The following is an 18019-nucleotide window of genomic DNA, read 5'->3' as shown; positions in this document are numbered from 1 at the left end:
GGGCTCTCGTCCTGGCAGGGCTGCTCCTCGGAGCTGCTCGGGTCGCGCGAGCGCAAACACCCACAGCGCCGCGCGGACAGGACGCCGTGTTCCTCAAGAACGGCGATGTCGTGCGCGGTCGCCTCATCGCCGTCGAGCCCGACGAGCGCGTCGTGCTGCTCGACCCGGAGCAGGGGACGGCGCGAACGATCGCCTGGGCCGAGGTCGATCATGTCGAGCGAGGCGAAGCTCCCCCGCCCGGACGACCGGCGCCGCCGCGCGCGCCCGGCGCTCCCGCCGAGCCGCACCCCGGCATCCCCGGGATCGCCCGGATCCACATCGACACCGACGATCCGCAGGTCAAGTTGGTGAGGCTCCTGGGCACCGAGGTCCGGAGCTACCATGTCACGAGGCGCGTCGAGGTCGTCTGCAGGGCTCCGTGCGATGAGGTCGTGGATGGCCGCCGGGGTGAGGCCTTCTACTTCTCCGGCAAGGACATGCCCGACTCCTCCGAGTTCACGCTGCTGGACGCGAGAGGCGACGTGACGATCCACGTCGAGTCGGGGAGCATCTGGCAATATCGACTCGCCGGACCGATGATGATCCTGGGGGGGATCGCTGCGCTCGGAGGAGCCTCGGCCGCGTTCGCTGCGTTCAAGTACGATGCCAGCGACGAGGCCAAGGCAGGATCGCTGGCGCTCAACGTCATCGGTGTATCGGTCCTGGCGACAGGCATCTTCTTGCGCGTGTTCGGCCGCACCACGTACGAGCTCGCGCCGCCACGCCCGGCTCAGCGGGCCCCTGGCCCGCAGGCTGGTCCGAGCGGCCTGCTGTGGCGGTTTTGACCGGACGCCTTGTGGCGGAGGTCCCGAGCCTGCCAAGGGCAAGGAGGGTGGACGAGATGAACGCTGGGTTGCTCCGTCGTGGTACCTCCGTGATCCGTCGACGGCGCGTCGCGCAGGTCGCAGCCGGGATCCTGGCCGTGGCGCCGCTGGCGGCGCGCGCTCAGAGCCCGGAGCTCGCTCCCGCGGCGCGGGTGAGCGGACGTGAGGACGAGATCCTCCTGAAGAACGGTGGCATGCTGCGGGGGACCCTCGTCGATGTGCACCCCGAGCGGCCGGTCGTGATGGTCCTCGCCGGCACCGGCGAGGAGCGCGCGGTGGCGTGGCCCGAGATCGATCGCGTGAAGCGCGGCGCGAGCGCGCCGGCAGCGAACCCGGGAGATCCCGTCCGCCCGCGGGGTACGCCCGGCGTCGTCCGCTTGCACATCGAGACGGACGAGCCGCAGGTGCAGCTGATGGTCGTGTCGGGGAAGAGGACCGTGACTCAGGGCGGCTCGACAACGAGGTCGACCCTGGCCGACGTCGTGTGCAGGACACCTTGCGATGCGATCATCGATGCACGGGACGGCGAGGAGTTCTTCTTCGGGGGCAAAGGGATAGTGCCCTCCTCCGGATTCCAGATGTTCGACCGCAGCGGGGACGTGTCCATCAAGGTGTACCCGGGGAGCGCCTTCCGGCACAGCGTCGGCCGGATGATGATCTACGCGGCATGGATCGCGGCGGTGGGGGGCGGCCTGGTCATGGTCCACGCGTATATCAACGAGGATCGGGACGAGAGCTACCATGGCGCAAAGCTCGTGGGCCTCGGCATCGTGGGGGCGGGCGCCGCGCTCGGGGTCTCCGGCTATCTCCTCGGCGCCGCCAGCGAGACGACGTATGAGTTCTCGACGCCCGGCGCCCGCGCGCAGATCGCCCCGGAGCTCCAGCCGCGCGGGCTCGTCTGGCGCTTCTGATCGCCTCCGCCGTGATCTGAGTCGATCACGGTGACTCGACAGCAGCCGTGGCGTCGCGCGCCGCTCCGCTGGCGCGCGGATGCCGGCGAGCCGGTTCGCCGGGCTGGTCCGTCGGTATCGCAGGCGGGACCGTCTGCGCCGAACCCGTACGGCGCGGAGGGCGCCGCGCAGCCAGCTCCGCCGGGCCCCGCGCGGCGCCCATCGGCGGCTCCGCGCCGTCACGGCCATGGACGCCCGATCGCGACCCCGCTATCTCCATGGAGCGATGCCGAAGGCCGAGGCTCTCCAGCCAGCCGCCGCGCCGGGGACCAGCAGCGCGGAGCCCCGCCCCCCGTCGGGGGGTGACGCCCGCCTCTCGCCCGGAGGCGACGGCCGCCCCTCGCCGAACGGCGAGCCCCGCGCCCCGCCCGGCGGCGACGGCCGCCTCTCGCTGAACGGCGAGCCCCGCCTCTCGCTGAACGGCGAGCCCCGCCTCTCGCTGAACGGCGAGCCCCGCCTCTCGCTGAACGGCGAGCCCCGCCTCTCGCTGAACGGCGAGCCCCGCCTCTCGCTGAACGGCGAGCCCCGCCTCTCGCTGAACGGCGAGCCCCGCCCCTCGCTCGACGGCGACGCGCGCGGCACCTTCCTGCCGGCCCCGTCCGCGCCGCAGCCGCGCCTCAGCCGGCCGTCCTGGGAGAAGCGCTGGCTGCCGCTGCTCGGGCCCCTGCTCGCGCTGCTCGTCATCGGCGCTGTCGCCACGCTCGAGGCCGCGTTCGACTGGAACATCCCGAACCCGCCCGCGATCCTGTCGATGATCATCGTCTTCGCGGCCTTCAGCGGCGGCCTGTGGAGCGGCATCGTCACGTCGCTCATCTCGTGCGGCTACTTCGCCATCTACTTCTCCGAAGACGGGATGCCGTTCCACTACACGGCGGAGAACCTGCTCCGGGTCATCGTCTTCGCCGTCACGACGCCCGCCATGGCGGTGATGGCGAGCATCGCCAAGCGGCGCGCCGACGCCATGGGCGAGGCCTCGCTCGAGAACGAGCGCGAGCACTCGGCGAGCCTGCGCGCCCTGCTCATGCAGCGCCAGGCGGTCGAGGCCGAGCTCCAGCAGGCCAAGGAGGCCGCCGAGGCGGCGAGCCGCGCCAAGAGCGAGTTCCTCGCCAGCGTGAGCCACGAGATCCGCACCCCGATGAACGGCATCATCGGCATGACGTCGCTCGCGCTCCAGACCGAGCTGACCCAGGAGCAGCGCGAGTACCTCGAGATGGTCAAGATCTCGGCCGACGCGCTCCTCGCCATCATCAACGACGTCCTCGATTTCTCGAAGATCGAGGCGGGAAAGCTCGAGATCGAGCCCGTCGTCTTCGACCCGAGCGAGATCATCGGCGACGCCGTGAAGACGCTCGCGCTGCGCGCCCACGAGAAGCGCCTCGAGCTCGCCTACGACGTCGCCCCCGACGTGCCCGAGGCGCTCGTCGGCGATCCGCTGCGCCTGCGCCAGGTCCTCGTGAACCTCGTGAGCAACGCGGTGAAGTTCACCGACGCCGGCGAGATCCTCGTCCGCGCCGAGGTCGGCTCGCGCGCGCCCGTCGCGCCCGACGGCGCCGACCGCCCGAGCTCGGCCGACCTCTGCTCCGGCGAGGCGCTCGGCGACGTCGTCGTGCTCCACGTGCGCGTCATCGACACGGGCATCGGCATCGCCCCCGACAAGCAGCGGCTCGTCTTCGACGCGTTCGCGCAGGCGGACGGGTCGACCACCCGCAAGTACGGCGGCACGGGGCTCGGGCTGACGATCTGCGCCCGGCTCGTCGAGATGATGGGCGGCAAGATCTGGATCGAGAGCGAGGTCGGCAAGGGCAGCACCTTCCACTTCACGCTCCAGCTCCGGGCGCTCGACGGCGCCGCCCGGTCGCGCCGGCCGCAGCTCCCCCGGGATCTCCTGGGCACGCGGGTGCTCATCGCCGACGACAACGCGACGACGCGGCGCATCCTGACGGAGACGATCGAGGGCTGGGGGATGAAGGCGGTCCCCGTCGACTCGGGCGCCGCGGCGATCGCGGCGCTCTCGGAGGACTCGGGCATGTGGGCGCTGCCCTGGGGCAAGCCGGGGGGCAACGCGGTCGGGCAGAGCTCCTCGTTCGGCCTCGCGATCGTCGACGCCCGCATGCCGAAGGTCGACGGCTTCGCCGTCGTCGAGCACTGCCGCCGCCGCGAGATCCTGAAGGGCCGCACCATCATGATGCTGAGCTCGACGAGCGCGCAGGCGGACGCCGCGCGCTGCCGCGACCTCGGCGTCCTCGCGATGGTCACGAAGCCCGTGAAGCCGTCGCACCTCCAGGAGGCCGTGTTCCACGCCTTCGGCATCCCGACGCGGAGCGCGCTCCGGTCGATCGACGTGCGCCGCGCCCTGCCCGGGCCGCGCGTCCGGGGCCTGCGCGTGCTCGTCGCCGAGGACAACGCGATCAACCAGAAGCTGATGCGCCGCTGGCTGGAGCGGCAGGGCCACCACGTGCACATCGTCGAGAACGGCCGGCTCGCTGTCGAGAAGATCGCCACAGGCCAGTACGACGTGGCGCTGCTCGACGTGGAGATGCCCGAGATGGATGGCCTCCAGGCCGCGCGGGCCGTCCGGGCGCGCGAGCGGCGCGAGGGCGGGCACATGCCGCTCATCGTCGTGACCGCCTACGCGATGAAGGGCGACCGCGAACGCTGCCTGCGGGCGGGCTTCGACGGCTACGTGTCGAAGCCGGTCCAGGTCGAGGAGCTCTATGACATGATCGACCGGCTCGCCGCCGGGCCCTCGTCGCTCGAGATCGAGGACCCGGCGAGCCTGTCGCTCGGCGCGCCGAGCTCGTACCCGTCGGTGCCCTCGGCGTCGCTCGACAACGGGCCGCCGAGCACCCGCTCGGAGCGGCTGACCAGCTCGCCGTCGTCGATCACGAGCCGGCCGATGTTCGACAGGACCCGGGCGCTGGAGCGGACCGGCGGCGACGCCGACCTCCTTCGCGAACTCGCCGAGGTCTTCCTGGAGGAGTGTCCCCGCTGGATGGCCGAGATCGACGAGGCGGTGACCGCCGGCGACGCCCGCAAGCTCCAGCGGGCCGCGCACAGCCTGAAGGGCGGGGTCGACAGCTTCGGCGCGCGGGCCGCGTTCGAGGCGGCGTTCGCGCTGGAGAAGATGGCGCGCGCGAACGAGCTCGGGAGCCTGGCCGAGGCGCAGTTCGCGCTGCGCGCGCAGATCGAGCGATTGATCCCCGAGCTCGCCGCGTTCATGCGCGAGGGCTCGCCGGCGGACGCTGCGTCGCCGGTGCAGGGCGAACCGTGCTCTGATAAAACGAGGTGACGCGATGGTGAGGGTGCTCGTGGTGGACGACTCCCCGATGGATCGGCGCCTCTCCGGCAGCCTGCTGAAGAAGCGCGCCGGCATGGAGCCGATGTACGCCGAGAACGGCCGCGAGGCGCTGCAGACGATCGCGCGGACGATGCCGGAGATCGTGCTGACCGATCTCCAGATGCCGGAGATGGACGGCCTGGAGCTCGTCGAGGCGATCCGCCGCGATCACCCGTACCTGCCGGTGATCCTGATGACGGCGCACGGCAGCGAGGACATCGCGGTGCAGGCGCTCCGGCGCGGCGCGGCCAGCTACGTCGCGAAGCGGAACCTCGCGGCGGAGCTGGTGAGCACGGTCGAGAACGTCCTCGCCGTGGCGCGGCTCGATCGTCGGGAGCAGCAGCTCCTGTCGTGCCTGACGGCGACCGAGTCGCATTTCGAGCTCGACAACGACGTGGCGAAGGTGCCCGCGCTGGTGGGCCACATCGAGCAGAGCCTGGGCCGGATGCGGCTGTGCGACGAGACGGGCCGCATCCAGGTGGCGGTGGCGCTGCGCGAGGCGCTGGTGAACGCGATCGTGCACGGCAACCTCGAGGTCAGCTCGACGCTGCTCGACGAGGACCCTGGCGCGTTCCAGGCGCTCGTCGATCGGCGCCGGCTGGAGAGCCCATACCGGGACCGGCGCGTGTACGTGACCGCGCGCGAGACGCGGACCGAGGCGACGTACGTGGTGCGCGACGAGGGCCCCGGCTTCGACCCGCGCGACCTGCCGGATCCGACCGACCTCGCCAACCTGGAGAAGCCGAGCGGCCGCGGCCTGATGTTGATCCGCACCTTCATGGACGAGGTGCGGCACAACGACAAGGGCAACGAGATCTGCATGGTGATGCGGTGTCGCTCGCCGGAGTCGGACGGCGAGCCGGGCGACGACGGCGGCTGAGGCGGCGGCGATCGGGGGGGCCTCGGCGCCGGGTTGATCCGCTGCGCGGCGGGTGAAGGCGGCGCGAGCGGGGCGGACGCGGCGCGCCCAGCCGCTGGCCCCATCGCCTCGGCGCGGATCGGCGGCTCGTGGCGGAGCGTGAATGTCCCGGCCATGCCGGGCAACCAAGCGGCCATGACCAGAGATCATGAGTCGATTGCTCACGCGCGATGCAGGATGAGGCGGGGTGGATCCGCCGCGTTGGCCATCGCAGCTGTCCTCGTCGGCGCAGGGTGCGATCTCGTCGTGCGCGGCGGCGGCGGCGGCGAGGGGCGCAGCGGTCTGGCCAGCAGCGGCCTCGGCCTCGAGGACGGCGGCAGCGGCGGAGAGGGGGGCAGCGGCGTGGCCAGCAGCGGCGGCAGCGGCGGCGAGGGGGGCAGCGGTGTGGCCAGCAGCGGCGCCGGCGCTGGCGGCGGCGGCGGCGAGGGGGGCACGCCAGGCACGTGCGTGCCGGGCGCGGTGCTCACCTGCTACACGGGCCCCGCCGGGACCGCGGGCATCGGGGCGTGCGTCACCGGGACGCAGACGTGTCGCACCGATGGGCTCGGCTATGGCCCGTGTACAGGTGCGGTGGCGCCGGCCGCAGAGATCTGCGCCAGCCCGGTGGACGAGGACTGCGACGGCGATCCCCAGTGCCCACGCCTCTCGCCGTGGGCGCGGGCATACGGCGGCCCCGGCGACGACAGTGGCCTGTCCATCGTGAGCGACGCGTGGGGCAACTACTACGTCTCCGGCGCCTTCGAAGGGACGGTGGACTTCGGCGCCGGCCCTCTCACCAGCGCGGGGGAATCCGACGTCTTCCTCCTCAAGCTCGACCCCTCCGGCTCGGTGATCTGGAGCAGGCGCTTCGGGACCGTGTACAACGATTGGTCCGCCACCCTGACCATCGATGATAGCGGAAACATCTACTTTGCCGGGCTCTATGAAGGTGAGTATCCATACTATGATGGCGGTCCGGATTTCGGTGGAGGGTCCGTCCCGCCCATCGAGCAGGATACCGCGCTCTTCCTGGTCAAGCTCGATCCCGAGGGCAACCACATCTGGAGCAATGGTCTGGTGCTCGATCAGGGTTCCTACCTCGAGAGAGTGCAGGCGATCGCCGTCGATGGCGTCGGCGATGTGTTCGTCCTCTACCTGTTCTATGAGTCCTATGTCGTGGCGAAGGTGAGCGCCGGCGGCCAGGGCGTCCTCTGGAGACACTATCTGCCAGGATTCGTCAGCAGCAGCGGGGTGGCCGGAGCCAAGGAGGGGGGGCTCGCGGTCGACGGCGATGACAACGTGCTCGTGGCGCACCCGGACGATTTCAACATCTTCTGGCCCGAGTCGTATTTCAACGTCACCAAGCTGTCGCCCACAGGCGCTCTGCTCTGGGAACGGCAGTTCCCGTCCGCGTATTACGGGGACCGCGTCACGTTGGCCTCCTCGGTGGCGGTCAACGCCGCGGGCGAGATCCTGGTGACTGGCGCCGCGGATAGCTCCATCGGCTTCGGCGGTGGCTCGGGCGATGGTGCCGCGCCGGTGCTGGTCAAGCTGGACGCCGCGGGAGAGGTCATCTCCAGCCGCACGATCCCCCATCACAAAAGATTGGTCCTGGATCCTGCTGGTGGGATGTTCGTCGCCGGGAGCTCGGGGATTGCCAAGCTCGACGACAGCGGGACCACGCTCTGGTCCGTCGGCTTCACCATCCCCTCGCAGTCCTGGTACATGCCTGCCGTGGAGGGCATCGCCATCTCTCCGAACGGCACGGTTGCGATCGCCGGTACCATGTTCACGCCGATGGACTTCGGCACCGGCCCGCTCCCCTACACAGCGGGTGGCGACATGTTCGTCGCCACGTTCAATCCCTGAAGGGAACGGCGGGCGTCCGGATTGCTGTCCGGCGATCCGGGCGCGTGTGCCTGCAATCTCCTCGTGTCGTTCTGCCCGTTCTGAACGACTGGGAGCGCGCTCGTGCGCCGGAGGAGCGCGAGCGGGGCCGACGCGGTGCGTCCAGCCATCGGCCCCATCGCCTCGGCGCTGGTCGGCGGCTCGTGGCGGAGCGTGAACAATCCGGTCAGGCCGGGCAACGAAGCGGCCATGACCAGAGACCATGAGTCGATTGCTCACGCGCGATGCAGGGGGAGGCGGGATGGATCGGCCGCCTTGGCCATCGCAGCTGTCCTCGTCTGCACAGGGTGCGATCTCGTCGTCAGCGGCAGCAGCGGCAGCGGCGGCGAGGGCGGCAGCGGGGCGGCCAGCAGCGGCGGCGGCGAGGGGGGCAGCGGCGTGGCCAGCAGCGGCGAGGGCGGCAGCGGTGGCGTGGGCGGCAGCGGCGTGGCCAGCACCGGCGCCGGCGGCACCGGCGGCGAGGGGGGCAGCGGCGTGGCCAGCAGCGGCGTCGGCGGTAGCGGCGGCGGCGAGGGGGGCAGCGGCGAGGGGGGCAGCGGCGTGGCCGGCGGCAGCGGCGGCGGCGAGGGGGGCAGCGGCGTGGCCAGCAGCGGCGCCAGCGGCGGCGAGGGGGGCAGCGGCGCTGGCGGCAGCGGCGGCGAGGGCGGCGTCGGCGGCAGCGGCAGCGGCGCTGGCGGCAGCGGCGGCGAGGGCGGCGTCGGCGGCAGCGGCAGCGGCGCTGGCGGCAGCGGCGGCGAGGGCGGCGCGTCAGGCACGCCAGGCACGTGCGTGCCGGGCACGGTGCTCACCTGCTACACGGGTCCCACCGGGACCGTCGGCATCGGGGCGTGCGTCACCGGGACGCAGACGTGTCGCGCCGATGGGCTCGGCTATGGCCCGTGTGCCGGTGCGGTGGCGCCGGCCGCAGAGCTCTGCGCCACGCCGGTGGACGAGAGCTGCGACGGCGAGCCCCGGTGCCCCCGCCGCGCGCCGTGGGCGCGGGGATACGGCGGCGCCGGCGACGACAGCGGCCTGTCCATCGTGAGCGACGCGTCGGGCAACTACTACGTCTCCGGCGCCTTCGAGGGGACGGTGGACTTCGGCGCCGGCCCTCTCACCAGCGCAGGGGGATCCGACGTCTTCCTCCTCAAGCTCGACCCCTCCGGCTCGGTGATCTGGAGCAGGCGCTTCGGTGCCGAGTACGACGATGAGAGCGTCACCGTGGCCATCGGCGATGGCGGAAGCATCTTCGTCGCCGGAGTCTATAACGCAGGTCCTGCCCACGCTCCCGTCCCAGGCCCAGATTTTGGCGGGGGTTCCATCGAGCCCTCCGAACGGTCCACGCTCTTCGTGGCCAGGCTCGACCTCGAGGGCAACCACATCCGGAGCAAGGGCTTTCCGGGTCATCCGTTGTACGACAAGGATGTCAAGCGAGTCGTCCTCGATGGATCCGGCGATGGGTACGTGCTTTTGGGAGATGGTGTCCTGTGGCTCGCGAGGTTGCGCGCCGGAGCCACCCTCACCTGGCTAGATTTCGTCAATCCGTATACCGACGGTGTCACGGGAGCGGATCTTGCTATCGACGGCGCGGGAAATGCGATCGTGGTGAGCGCAGGACGGTACCACATGCACCTGTCCAAGGTTGGACCTGATGGCTGGTTGTGGGGCCGAGAGTTCATCACCGAATCCTTCGATGTATCGGCCTTCTCGGTGGCGGTGAACGCGGCGGACGAGATCTTCATGACGGGCTTCACGGACGGAACCATCGATTTCGGCGGCGGCGTGCTCCCTCGTGGGCCGATGCTCATGAAGGTGGATGCTGAAGGCCAGCATCTCTTCAGCCGCTCGGTTCGCTTCGGCGACGACATCGCCTTGGGCCCGGCCGGCGGCATCGTCATCGCCGGGGATGGCCTGGTCGGGCTTGACGCGAGCGGGACAGAGACGTGGTCGACCGACGCCGATGCGACCTTCGAGGACATCGCCGTCGCTCCGAATGGCACGATTGCAGCCACCGGGCGCGTGCTCGCGCCGGTGGACTTCGGGACGGGTCCGATCGCTTACGCGGCGGGCAGCGACGTCTTCGTCGCCACGTTCAATCCCTTGGATGACGGCGGCGAGGGCGACGGGGGCAGCGGCGGCGAGGGCGGCAGCGGCGGCGAGGGCGGCAGCGGCGGCGAGGGCGGCGGCACGCCAGGCACGTGCGTGCCGGGCACGGTGCTCACCTGCTACACGGGCCCCACCGGGACCGTGGGCATCGGGGCGTGCGTCACCGGGACGCAGACGTGTCGCGCCGATGGGCTCGGCTATGGCCCGTGTGCCGGTGCGGTGGCGCCGGCCGCAGAGCTCTGCGCCACGCCGGTGGACGAGAGCTGCGACGGCGAGCCCCGGTGCCCCCGCGTGCCGCCGTGGACGCGGGTATACGGCGGTCCCGGCGAGGACTGGGCCACATCCATCGTGAGCGACGCGTCGGGCAACTACTACGTCTACGGCCTCTTCCATGGGACGGTGGACCTCGGCGCCGGCTTTGTTATCTCCAGCGCAGGGGGATCCGACGTCTTCCTCCTCAAGCTCGACGCCTCCGGCTCGCCGATCTGGAGCAAGCGCTTCGGGGGCGAGTACAACGAGCGGTCCTCCACCCTGACCGTCGACGGAGACGGAAATATCTACCTTGCCGGAGCCTATGAAGGGCGTACGCCGCACTCTTATGAAAGCCCGGATTTTGGTGGGGGTCCCCTCCCTCCCGCCGATTTTGGTTCTTCCGCGCTCTTCCTGGCCAAGCTCGATCCCGAGGGCAACCACGTCTGGAGCCATGGCTTGTCGATTGATCTCGACGATGGGAGCGTGAGGAATATCGCCGCCGATGGCGTCGGCAATGTGTTCGTCCTCTGCACATCCTCTGAGGCCTATGCCGTGGCAAAAGTGGACGCCGGAGGCCAGCGGGTCCGCTGGACATACCTCATGGGCGGAGGGGGGTTCGCGGTCGACAGCGACGGTAACGTGGTCGTGGCGCACCCGGACCAGGACTCTCTCGACCCCGGTGCGAATTTCAACGTCGCCAAGTTGTCGCCGACAGGTGATCTGCTCTGGTTGCGGCAGTTCCCATCCACGTACCACGATCGGCCCATTGCGTCGCCCTCCTCGGTGGCGGTCAACGCCGCGGGGGAGATCCTGGTGACGGGCGTCGTGGATGGCACCGTCGATTTCGGCGGCGGCGCGCTGGGATCCGGCGACGAGCGGTTCCACGTGCTGGTCAAGCTGGACGCGGCAGGGGAGGTCATCTCCACCCGCACGATTTACGGCTCCGGGGAGAGGACCTTCGATCCTGCTGGTGGGATGTTCGTCCGCGAGGGCTTAAAGGTTACCAGGTTCGACGACAGCGGGACCACGCTCTGGTCCGCCGACTTCCACCTCCCCACGGGTTATGGAGGCGGCGCGTCGGGCCTTGCTGTCTCTCCGAATGGTACGCTTGCAATCGCCGGTACCATCTACCCGTCGACGGACCCCTCCCCCCGCGCGTCGGATCGCGAGATCTTCATCGCCACGTTGAATCCCTGAAGAGATCGGCGGCCCCGCGGCTGCGGCCCGACGCTCCCGGTGCGCGCGGCTCCCCGCCTCCGCTCAGGCGGAGGCGCCGCCGTCGATCGTCAGGTTGGCGCCCGTGACGAAGGCGCCCTCGGGGCCGGCCAGGTACGCCACCATGCCGGCGATCTCGTCGCCTCGCCCGTAGCGCTGCACGGCGATCCGGCCTTTCATCTCGGCGGCGAGCGGGCCGTCGGCCGGGTTCATGTCGGTGTCCACGGGGCCGGGCTGGACGTTGTTGACCGTGATGCCGCGCGGACCGAGATCCCGGGCCCAGCCGCGCGTCAGGCCGGCGACCGCTGCCTTTGTCGCCGCGTAGGCGGCCAACCCCGGGATGAGCACGCCGTCGCTGACGATGCTCCCGATGTTGATGATGCGCCCGCCCTCACCCATGTGGCGGACAGCCTCCTGCGCCGCGACGAAGAGGCCCCTGACGTTCACCGCCATGAGCCGGTCGAACTCCTCCAGCGAGCTCTGATCGAGCGGCGCGATGGAGGCGACGCCCGCGTTGTTCACCAGCACGTCGAGCCGACCGAAGGTCTTCACCGTGGAGGCGACGGCGCCCCTCACCGCGTCGGCGTCCGCGCTGTCCGCCCGGACGGCGACCGCCCTGCCGCCCGCCGCCTCGATGGCGTGAACCACCTCGGCCGCCTTCGCCGGCGACGCGGAATAGGTGATGGCCACGGCGGCGCCCTCGTGCGCCAGGCGCCTGGCGATCGCCGCCCCGATACCCCGCGAACCCCCCGTGACCAGCGCAACCTTGCCCTTCAGCGTGCTCATCGACAGGTCTCCTTTTTTCTGGAACGATCGTTCCTTAAAAGGAAACTACGTAGGCTGTTGCAGTTCGTCAAGCGATTTATGGAACGATCGTTCTCAAAAAAGGCGGCGGGGCAAGTCCAGCGGGGACGAGGGCGGCCGCGCTGCTTCGATCAGGAGGCGGCGCTGGAGCGGGCCATGGTCCTGTTCTGGGAGCGGGGGTACGAGGCGACGTCGCTCGACGAGCTGAGCGCGGCGATGGGCATCAGCCCGTCGAGCCTGTACGCGACGTTCGGGGGCAAGGAGCAGCTCTTCCGGGCGGCGGTCGACCGGTACCTCGCCCGGGGGGGCGGGAGCATGGACCGCCTCCTCGCCGAGGAGCCGACGGCCCGGGGCGCGGTGCAGCGGCTCCTCGAGACGGCGGCCGACGAGTTCACGCGCACCGATCAGCCGTCCGGCTGCATGATCGCGCTGGCCGGGACCCAGTGCTCCCCCGGCGCCCGGCCCGTGCAGGACCTGCTGCGGGGGCACCGCGAGGCCTGGCACGGCGCGCTCCAGGCGCGGATCCAGCGGGCCATCGAGGACGGCGAGCTCGCGTCCGGCACCGACGCCGCCGCGCTGGCCACGTTCTACGCGACCGTCTTGCTGGGGATGTCGGTCCAGGCGCGGGACGGCGCGTCACGGGAGAGCCTCCGCGCGGCCGTGGAGACCGCGATGCGGGCATGGCCCGGCGCCCCGGGCGGGCCGTAGGGGCTCGCGTCGTCCCGTGGCGAGCTCGGAGCCGGCGTTCGTCGCGCTCGAGGCTCGCCGCCGGACGTCGACCTGCCCCGGGCGCCCTGCGGCTCTCGCGCGCTGCTACCGTGCGCAGGTGCTCGTGACACCCGCCGAACGAGAGCCGCCCGGGTCCTTCCAGCGGGATCGCGATCCTGCGTACTTCGGGCGCTTCCGGCTCTGGTTCGATCAACTCACCCCCTTCATCGACGACCACCGCGCCTTCGTGCCTGTCCGTCCGGACCTGGAGGCCCTCGCCCGCGAGGCCTTTGGCGGGCTCGAGCCCGATCAGAGCTGGCCAATCCATCTGGTGCGTCCGGCGGAAAAGGGGGCTGATTGGGCGGTCGAGGGGGGCGATCCTCGTCGGCTTTACGTGGTCCTCGAGATGCTGACGGATGTCTGCTACATCGACGCGCGGAACCTGCACCGTGCGCTCGACGCGTTTGCGCCGGCGCTCGAGGATGCGCGCTTCTTCGCCTACTCGAGCGGCGACCAACCCGACGATTGGCTCGATGAGTACGAGTTCCGAGACGGACGGCTCGCCGTGCGGCGGTGGCGTCATGAGCCGGACCTCCTGCGGAGCCGGATGGCGTTCTACCGCAGGCTGATGAAGGCGAACTCAGGCGACGACGCGCTCCGCTCGTTCGTGGCCGAGGTGCGGCGCCGCGCGACCCGCACGTAGCTCCCGCGCCGACGGCAGGAGATCCCTTATCGCGTCGTTCCGGCGCCTCCTCGGCGTGGCGCCGGGGCGTGCTCCGCGTGGCAGCTCACGGCGGTCACGTCGCTCGTGGCGAAGCCGGCCAACCTCTCCGGCGGCTGCCGGCAGGTCCCCCCTGCACCCCGCCCCGCTGGAAAGCTGCGCGCCCCCGCGCGGTCGCCGGCCTGTCCTTGACAGGCCATCGCGCGCGGCTTAAACGTTTGTTTGAAACGGTTGATTGAGAGGAGTTCGCCGGAGAGACGCGGCTCCTGTGTCGGCCGTTGAAGAGAGGACGTGTGGGATGACGTGGTGCAGAGCCGTGCGTGGAGCGCGGAGCGCGGCGGTGCTCGCGCTCGGGGTGGTGGGGGGGATGGGGTGTGGGGACGATGGGGAAGCGCCCTCGCCGTCGGGAGCGAAGGTGACGTGGTACCGGGACATCCAGCCCCTCGTGGAGCGCTCGTGCGCTTCCTGTCACGACGGCGCAGGCGTCGGCGGCGTGGCGCTGACGGACGCGGCGACGGCGCAGCGGCTGGCCGCGCTCATGGCCCTTCGGGTGAGCGACGGGGACATGCCGCCGCCGGTGCCCGACCCGACCTGCCGCAGCTACGAGGGCGCGGAGCGGATGAGCCTCACGGCCGACGAGCGATCTCGCTTCGAGGCATGGGCGCGGGGCGGCGCGCCGCTCGGCGATCCGGCCGACGCGCCCCCGCCGCAGCGCGCGACGGACACCATCGAGGTCCCCGACGCCACGCTCGAGATGCCCGAGGCGCACGACGTGACGCTCGACGACGACGGCAACGAGTATTTCTGCACGATCATCGACAATCCCTTCACGGAGCCTGCCTGGATCACGGCGTTCGAGGCGGTGGTCGGCGATCCCGCGGTGGTGCACCACATGGCCGTGTACCGGGATCTTGCGGGCGACGCGGGCATCGGATACGGCGTCCCGCCGGGGACGCGCGCCTTTCCGTGCCGCGATCCGGTCATCGAGCTCGACTGGCAGCTCCTCCACAGCTGGGCGCCCGGCGTCGGGGTGACGCGGCTCCCGGAGGGCGCCGGGGTCCGCGTCGGGCCGGGCGAGCAGCTCGTCCTGCAGATGCATTATTTCGGGCGCGGGCGCGCGAGCAGCCGCGATCGATCGGGGTATCGCGTGCAGCTCTCGCGCGAGCCGCCCCGCGCCGAGGTCACCATGGATGTGTTCGGCCCGGTGCCCTTCACGATCCCCGCCGGCGTCGAGGGCCACACCGAGCGGAGCAGCACGACGAACGACGGCCCGCCGATGCTCGTCTACGGCCTGCTCCCGCACATGCACCTGCTCGGGCGCTCCTACCGGGCGTGGGTCGAGCGCGACGGCCGCGAGCAGGAGTGCGCGGCGCGCGGCGAGTTCGAGTTCCACCACCAGGCGCTCACCATGTTCGACGAGCCGCTGCGCTGGGGGACGGGAGATCGCTTCGTCACCGAGTGCACCTGGGACAACGCGGCCGAGAGCGAGGGGCAGTTCCAGCTCCCGCCACAGGACGTGCCCTGGGGGGAGGGGACGAATCAGGAGATGTGCTTCATGGTCGCGTACCTAGCGAAGGAGTGAGCTCCGGGGGCCGACGAAGGCATCGCAGTCCTAGGACGCGCGCTTCTTCACATGCTCGGGTGGCGACGGCGCCGGCTTGCGGGCGCGGAACTTGAACGCGCGGCGCGGCGCCGCCTCGACCGCGACGTCGACGAACCCCGCGGCCGTGAGGCGCTGCGGGAGCGTGGTCGGATCGACGAGCACCATCGTGTCGAAGACGTGCACGAGGCGGAAGCCGAGGCTCGGCATGCTGTCGGCGCCGGCGAAGATCCCGCCCGGCTGGAGCACCCGCAGCGCCTCGGCGAACAGCCGATCCTGCAGCGCCGGCGAGGGCACGTGGTGCAGCATCGTGAAGCAGCCGACGCCGGTGAAGCTCCCGTCGGCGAACGGCATGGCGGTGCCGTCGCCGTGGACCACGCGGGCCCGCCCGTCGAGCTGCCGCGCGAGGCGGCCGGCCAGCGCCGCGTCGGTCTCGATGGCGGTCAGCGCCGCCGTCCGCTTCAGCAGCACCCGGGTCGTCGCGCCGTAGCCGGGCCCTATCTCGAGCACCTCGTCCCCGAGCTCGACCCCGGCCAGGGCCCAGGGGAGGAACTGGCGCTCCACGGCGTCGGCCCAGCGCGCCGAGGCGCAGAGCCACTGATGAACTCGATTCATTGGCATGCGCGAACGGTAGTCGGCTCGATGGGTGTCCGCCATGCGCTACTCTGCCAATCGATGTCGACGAAGAGACAACCGTCCTTCGATCTGCCCGCGGACGCCGGCGCCCTCGTCGTGGGCAGCTTCGACATGGCCCGCGGCCGGCGCTTCGACTGGCACCAGCACCCCGTGCACCAGCTCGTGTGGTGCGCCCGTGGCGTGCTCGCGGTCAGCGTCGGCGCCGCGGTCTGGGTGCTGCCGCCGCCGCGCGCCCTCTGGATCCCGGCAGGGGTGGTCCACGCCGTCGAGGCGTCGCTGCCGGCGACGATGCGAAGCGTGTACGTCCGTCGCCGGGGCTGCCCGATCCGCTGGGCGGCGCCCACGGTGGTCGCCGCGTCGCCGCTCGTCTGCGAGCTGATCGGCTTCCTCGCCGACCCGAGCGCGACCGCGCGCTCGCGCGCACACGCCGAACGCCTGCTGCTCGACGTGTTGCGGCCCCTGGACTCGAGCCCCATCGAGCTGATCTTGCCGCTCGATCCGCGGGCCCGTCGCGTGGCCGACGCGCTGCTGTCCGACCCGGCCGACCCGCGGACGCTCGCGGCGTTCGCTCGATCCGCAGGCGCCTGCGCCCGCACGCTCGCCCGTCTGTTCCTGGCCGAGACCGGGGCCACGTTCGGGCAGTGGCGGACCCACCTCCGGCTGCGCGCCGCGCTCACGCACATGGCCGCGCGGGTGCCGGTGGCGGCGGTGGCCGAGCGCGTGGGCTACCGCAGCGCGAGCGCCTTCATCGCGTCGTTCCGGCGCCTGCTCGGCGTGGCGCCTGGGGCGTACTTCGCGCGGTAGCTGGTCCTGGCACCCACGGGCGAACGTGGGCGACGCGGCAGGGCTCGGAGGCAGGCGTACGCCGCGTCGATCTGCGGCGTCGCTCGCCGGAGTCCGGCGGCGAGCCGGGCGAGGACGGCGGCTGAGGCGGTGTCGATCGTGGGGACTTCGGTCCCGGATCGAGCCGCTGCGCAGCGAATGGCGGTGACATCGCGGTCGCGGCGATCGACGCGTGCGCGCCTCGCCAGGCAGGATCCTGAGGGGCCCGGATCTCTCTCCATGGGTGTATTCGAGGAATCGCGCGCTGCGCTGGAGCGCCGTGCTTGCCGCTCCTGGTGAACGGTACGAGAGGCGCAGACAGGGAGGCATTTTCCTGGTGTCGTTCTGCCCGTTCTGAACGACTGGAAGCGCGCTCGTGCGCCGGAGGAGCGCGGGCGGGGCCGACGCGGTGCGTCCGGCCATTGGCCCCATCGTCTCGGCGCTGGTCGGCGGGCGGCTGATGGCGGAGCGTGAATATCCCGGCCAGGCCGGGCAACGAAGCGGCCATGACCAGAGACCATGAGTCGATTGCTCACGCGCGATGTAGGGGGAGGCGGGATGGATCGGCCGCCTTGGCCATCGCAGCTGTCCTCGCCTGCACAGGGTGCGATCTCGTCGTGCGCGGCGGCAGCGGCGGCGAGGCAGGCAGCGGCGGCGCCAGCGGCGAGGGGGGCAGCGGCGTGGCCAGCAGCGGCGTCGGCGGTACCGGCGGCGAGGGCGGCAGCGGGACGGCCAGCAGCGGCGGGGGCGAGGGCGGCAGCGGGACGGCCAGCAGCGGCGGGGGCGAGGGGGGCACCGGGGCGGCCAGCAGCGGCGGGGGCGAGGGGGGCACCGGGACGGCCAGCAGCGGCGGCGGCGAGGCGGCCAGCGGCGGCGGGGGGGGCAGCGGCGGCAGCGGCGGCGAGGGGGGCAGCGGCGTGGCCAGCAGCGGCGTCGGCGGCAGCGGCGGCGGCGAGGGGGGCAGCGGCGTCGGCGGCAGCGGCGGCGGCGAGGGGGGCAGCGGCGTGGCCAGCAGCGGCGTCGGCGGCAGCGGCGGCGTGGCCAGCAGCGGCGTCGGCGGCAGCGGCGGCGTGGCCAGCAGCGGCGTCGGCGAGGGGGGCAGCGGCGTGGCCAGCAGCGGCGGCAGCGGCGGCGAGGGCGGCAGCGGCGGTAGCGGCGTCGGCGGCAGCGGCGGCGAGGGCGGTACGTCGGGCACGCCAGGCACGTGCGTGCCGGGCACG

The 18019-nt window shown here is 71.8% G+C and carries 13 protein-coding genes; 10 read left to right on the top strand and 3 right to left on the bottom strand.

What is annotated here, in order from left to right; translation table 11 throughout:
• Nucleotides 1-86: 86 nt before the first annotated feature.
• The 6 genes from WMF24_RS40170 to WMF24_RS40145 all read left to right on the top strand — a co-directional run bounded on the left by WMF24_RS40170 (nt 87) and on the right by WMF24_RS40145 (nt 11490).
• The gene (locus tag WMF24_RS40170) at nt 87-824 is read left to right on the top strand and encodes a hypothetical protein (RefSeq protein WP_437732752.1); all 738 of its coding nucleotides are present in this window, start codon (nt 87-89) and stop codon (nt 822-824) included.
• Nucleotides 825-880: 56 nt separating this feature from the next.
• Nucleotides 881-1774, top strand: a complete 894-nt coding sequence (locus WMF24_RS40165; protein WP_437732751.1) for a hypothetical protein — start codon at nt 881-883, stop codon at nt 1772-1774.
• A gap of 265 nt (nt 1775-2039) precedes the next feature.
• Nucleotides 2040-5102, top strand: a complete 3063-nt coding sequence (locus tag WMF24_RS40160; protein ID WP_437732750.1) for a response regulator — start codon at nt 2040-2042, stop codon at nt 5100-5102.
• A 4-nt stretch (nt 5103-5106) separates the two neighbouring features.
• A complete protein-coding gene (locus tag WMF24_RS40155; protein WP_437732749.1) occupies nt 5107-6030 on the top strand; it encodes a response regulator in 924 nt (307 codons plus the stop codon).
• Nucleotides 6031-6270: 240 nt separating this feature from the next.
• On the top strand, nt 6271-7917 hold the full coding sequence (locus WMF24_RS40150) for a hypothetical protein (RefSeq protein ID WP_437732748.1): 1647 nt from the start codon (nt 6271-6273) through the stop codon (nt 7915-7917).
• Between the two features lie 294 nt (nt 7918-8211).
• The gene (locus WMF24_RS40145) at nt 8212-11490 is read left to right on the top strand and encodes a hypothetical protein (protein ID WP_437732747.1); all 3279 of its coding nucleotides are present in this window, start codon (nt 8212-8214) and stop codon (nt 11488-11490) included.
• Between the two features lie 63 nt (nt 11491-11553).
• Here WMF24_RS40145 and WMF24_RS40140 read toward each other — a convergent pair whose 3' ends face one another.
• Nucleotides 11554-12294, bottom strand: coding sequence for a 3-oxoacyl-ACP reductase family protein (locus WMF24_RS40140; protein ID WP_437732746.1), 741 nt, complete (start codon nt 12292-12294; stop codon nt 11554-11556).
• A gap of 78 nt (nt 12295-12372) precedes the next feature.
• Here WMF24_RS40140 and WMF24_RS40135 point away from each other — a divergent pair, with 78 nt between their 5' ends.
• The 3 genes from WMF24_RS40135 to WMF24_RS40125 all read left to right on the top strand — a co-directional run bounded on the left by WMF24_RS40135 (nt 12373) and on the right by WMF24_RS40125 (nt 15323).
• The gene (locus tag WMF24_RS40135; RefSeq protein ID WP_437732745.1) at nt 12373-13020 is read left to right on the top strand and encodes a TetR/AcrR family transcriptional regulator; all 648 of its coding nucleotides are present in this window, start codon (nt 12373-12375) and stop codon (nt 13018-13020) included.
• Nucleotides 13021-13138: 118 nt separating this feature from the next.
• Nucleotides 13139-13723: a hypothetical protein gene (locus WMF24_RS40130; RefSeq protein WP_437732744.1), complete on the top strand. Its 585-nt coding sequence runs from the start codon at nt 13139-13141 to the stop codon at nt 13721-13723.
• A 316-nt stretch (nt 13724-14039) separates the two neighbouring features.
• On the top strand, nt 14040-15323 hold the full coding sequence (locus WMF24_RS40125) for a hypothetical protein (RefSeq protein ID WP_437732743.1): 1284 nt from the start codon (nt 14040-14042) through the stop codon (nt 15321-15323).
• A 30-nt stretch (nt 15324-15353) separates the two neighbouring features.
• Here the strand turns inward: WMF24_RS40125 and WMF24_RS40120 are convergent, their stop codons facing one another.
• Nucleotides 15354-15962: a class I SAM-dependent methyltransferase gene (locus WMF24_RS40120; RefSeq protein ID WP_437732742.1), complete on the bottom strand. Its 609-nt coding sequence runs from the start codon at nt 15960-15962 to the stop codon at nt 15354-15356.
• A gap of 54 nt (nt 15963-16016) precedes the next feature.
• Here WMF24_RS40120 and WMF24_RS40115 point away from each other — a divergent pair, with 54 nt between their 5' ends.
• On the top strand, nt 16017-16781 hold the full coding sequence (locus WMF24_RS40115; RefSeq protein ID WP_437732741.1) for an AraC family transcriptional regulator: 765 nt from the start codon (nt 16017-16019) through the stop codon (nt 16779-16781).
• A gap of 550 nt (nt 16782-17331) precedes the next feature.
• Here the strand turns inward: WMF24_RS40115 and WMF24_RS40110 are convergent.
• Complete coding sequence (locus WMF24_RS40110) at nt 17332-18018, bottom strand: hypothetical protein (RefSeq protein ID WP_437732740.1); 687 nt, start codon at nt 18016-18018, stop codon at nt 17332-17334.
• Nucleotide 18019 lies beyond the last annotated feature (1 nt).

Source organism: Sorangium sp. So ce1335, assembly GCF_051521615.1.
GTDB lineage: Bacteria > Myxococcota_A > Polyangia > Polyangiales > Polyangiaceae > Sorangium.
Note: the sequence above shows the minus strand (reverse complement) of the source record. Positions and strands in the feature narration are given on the sequence as shown.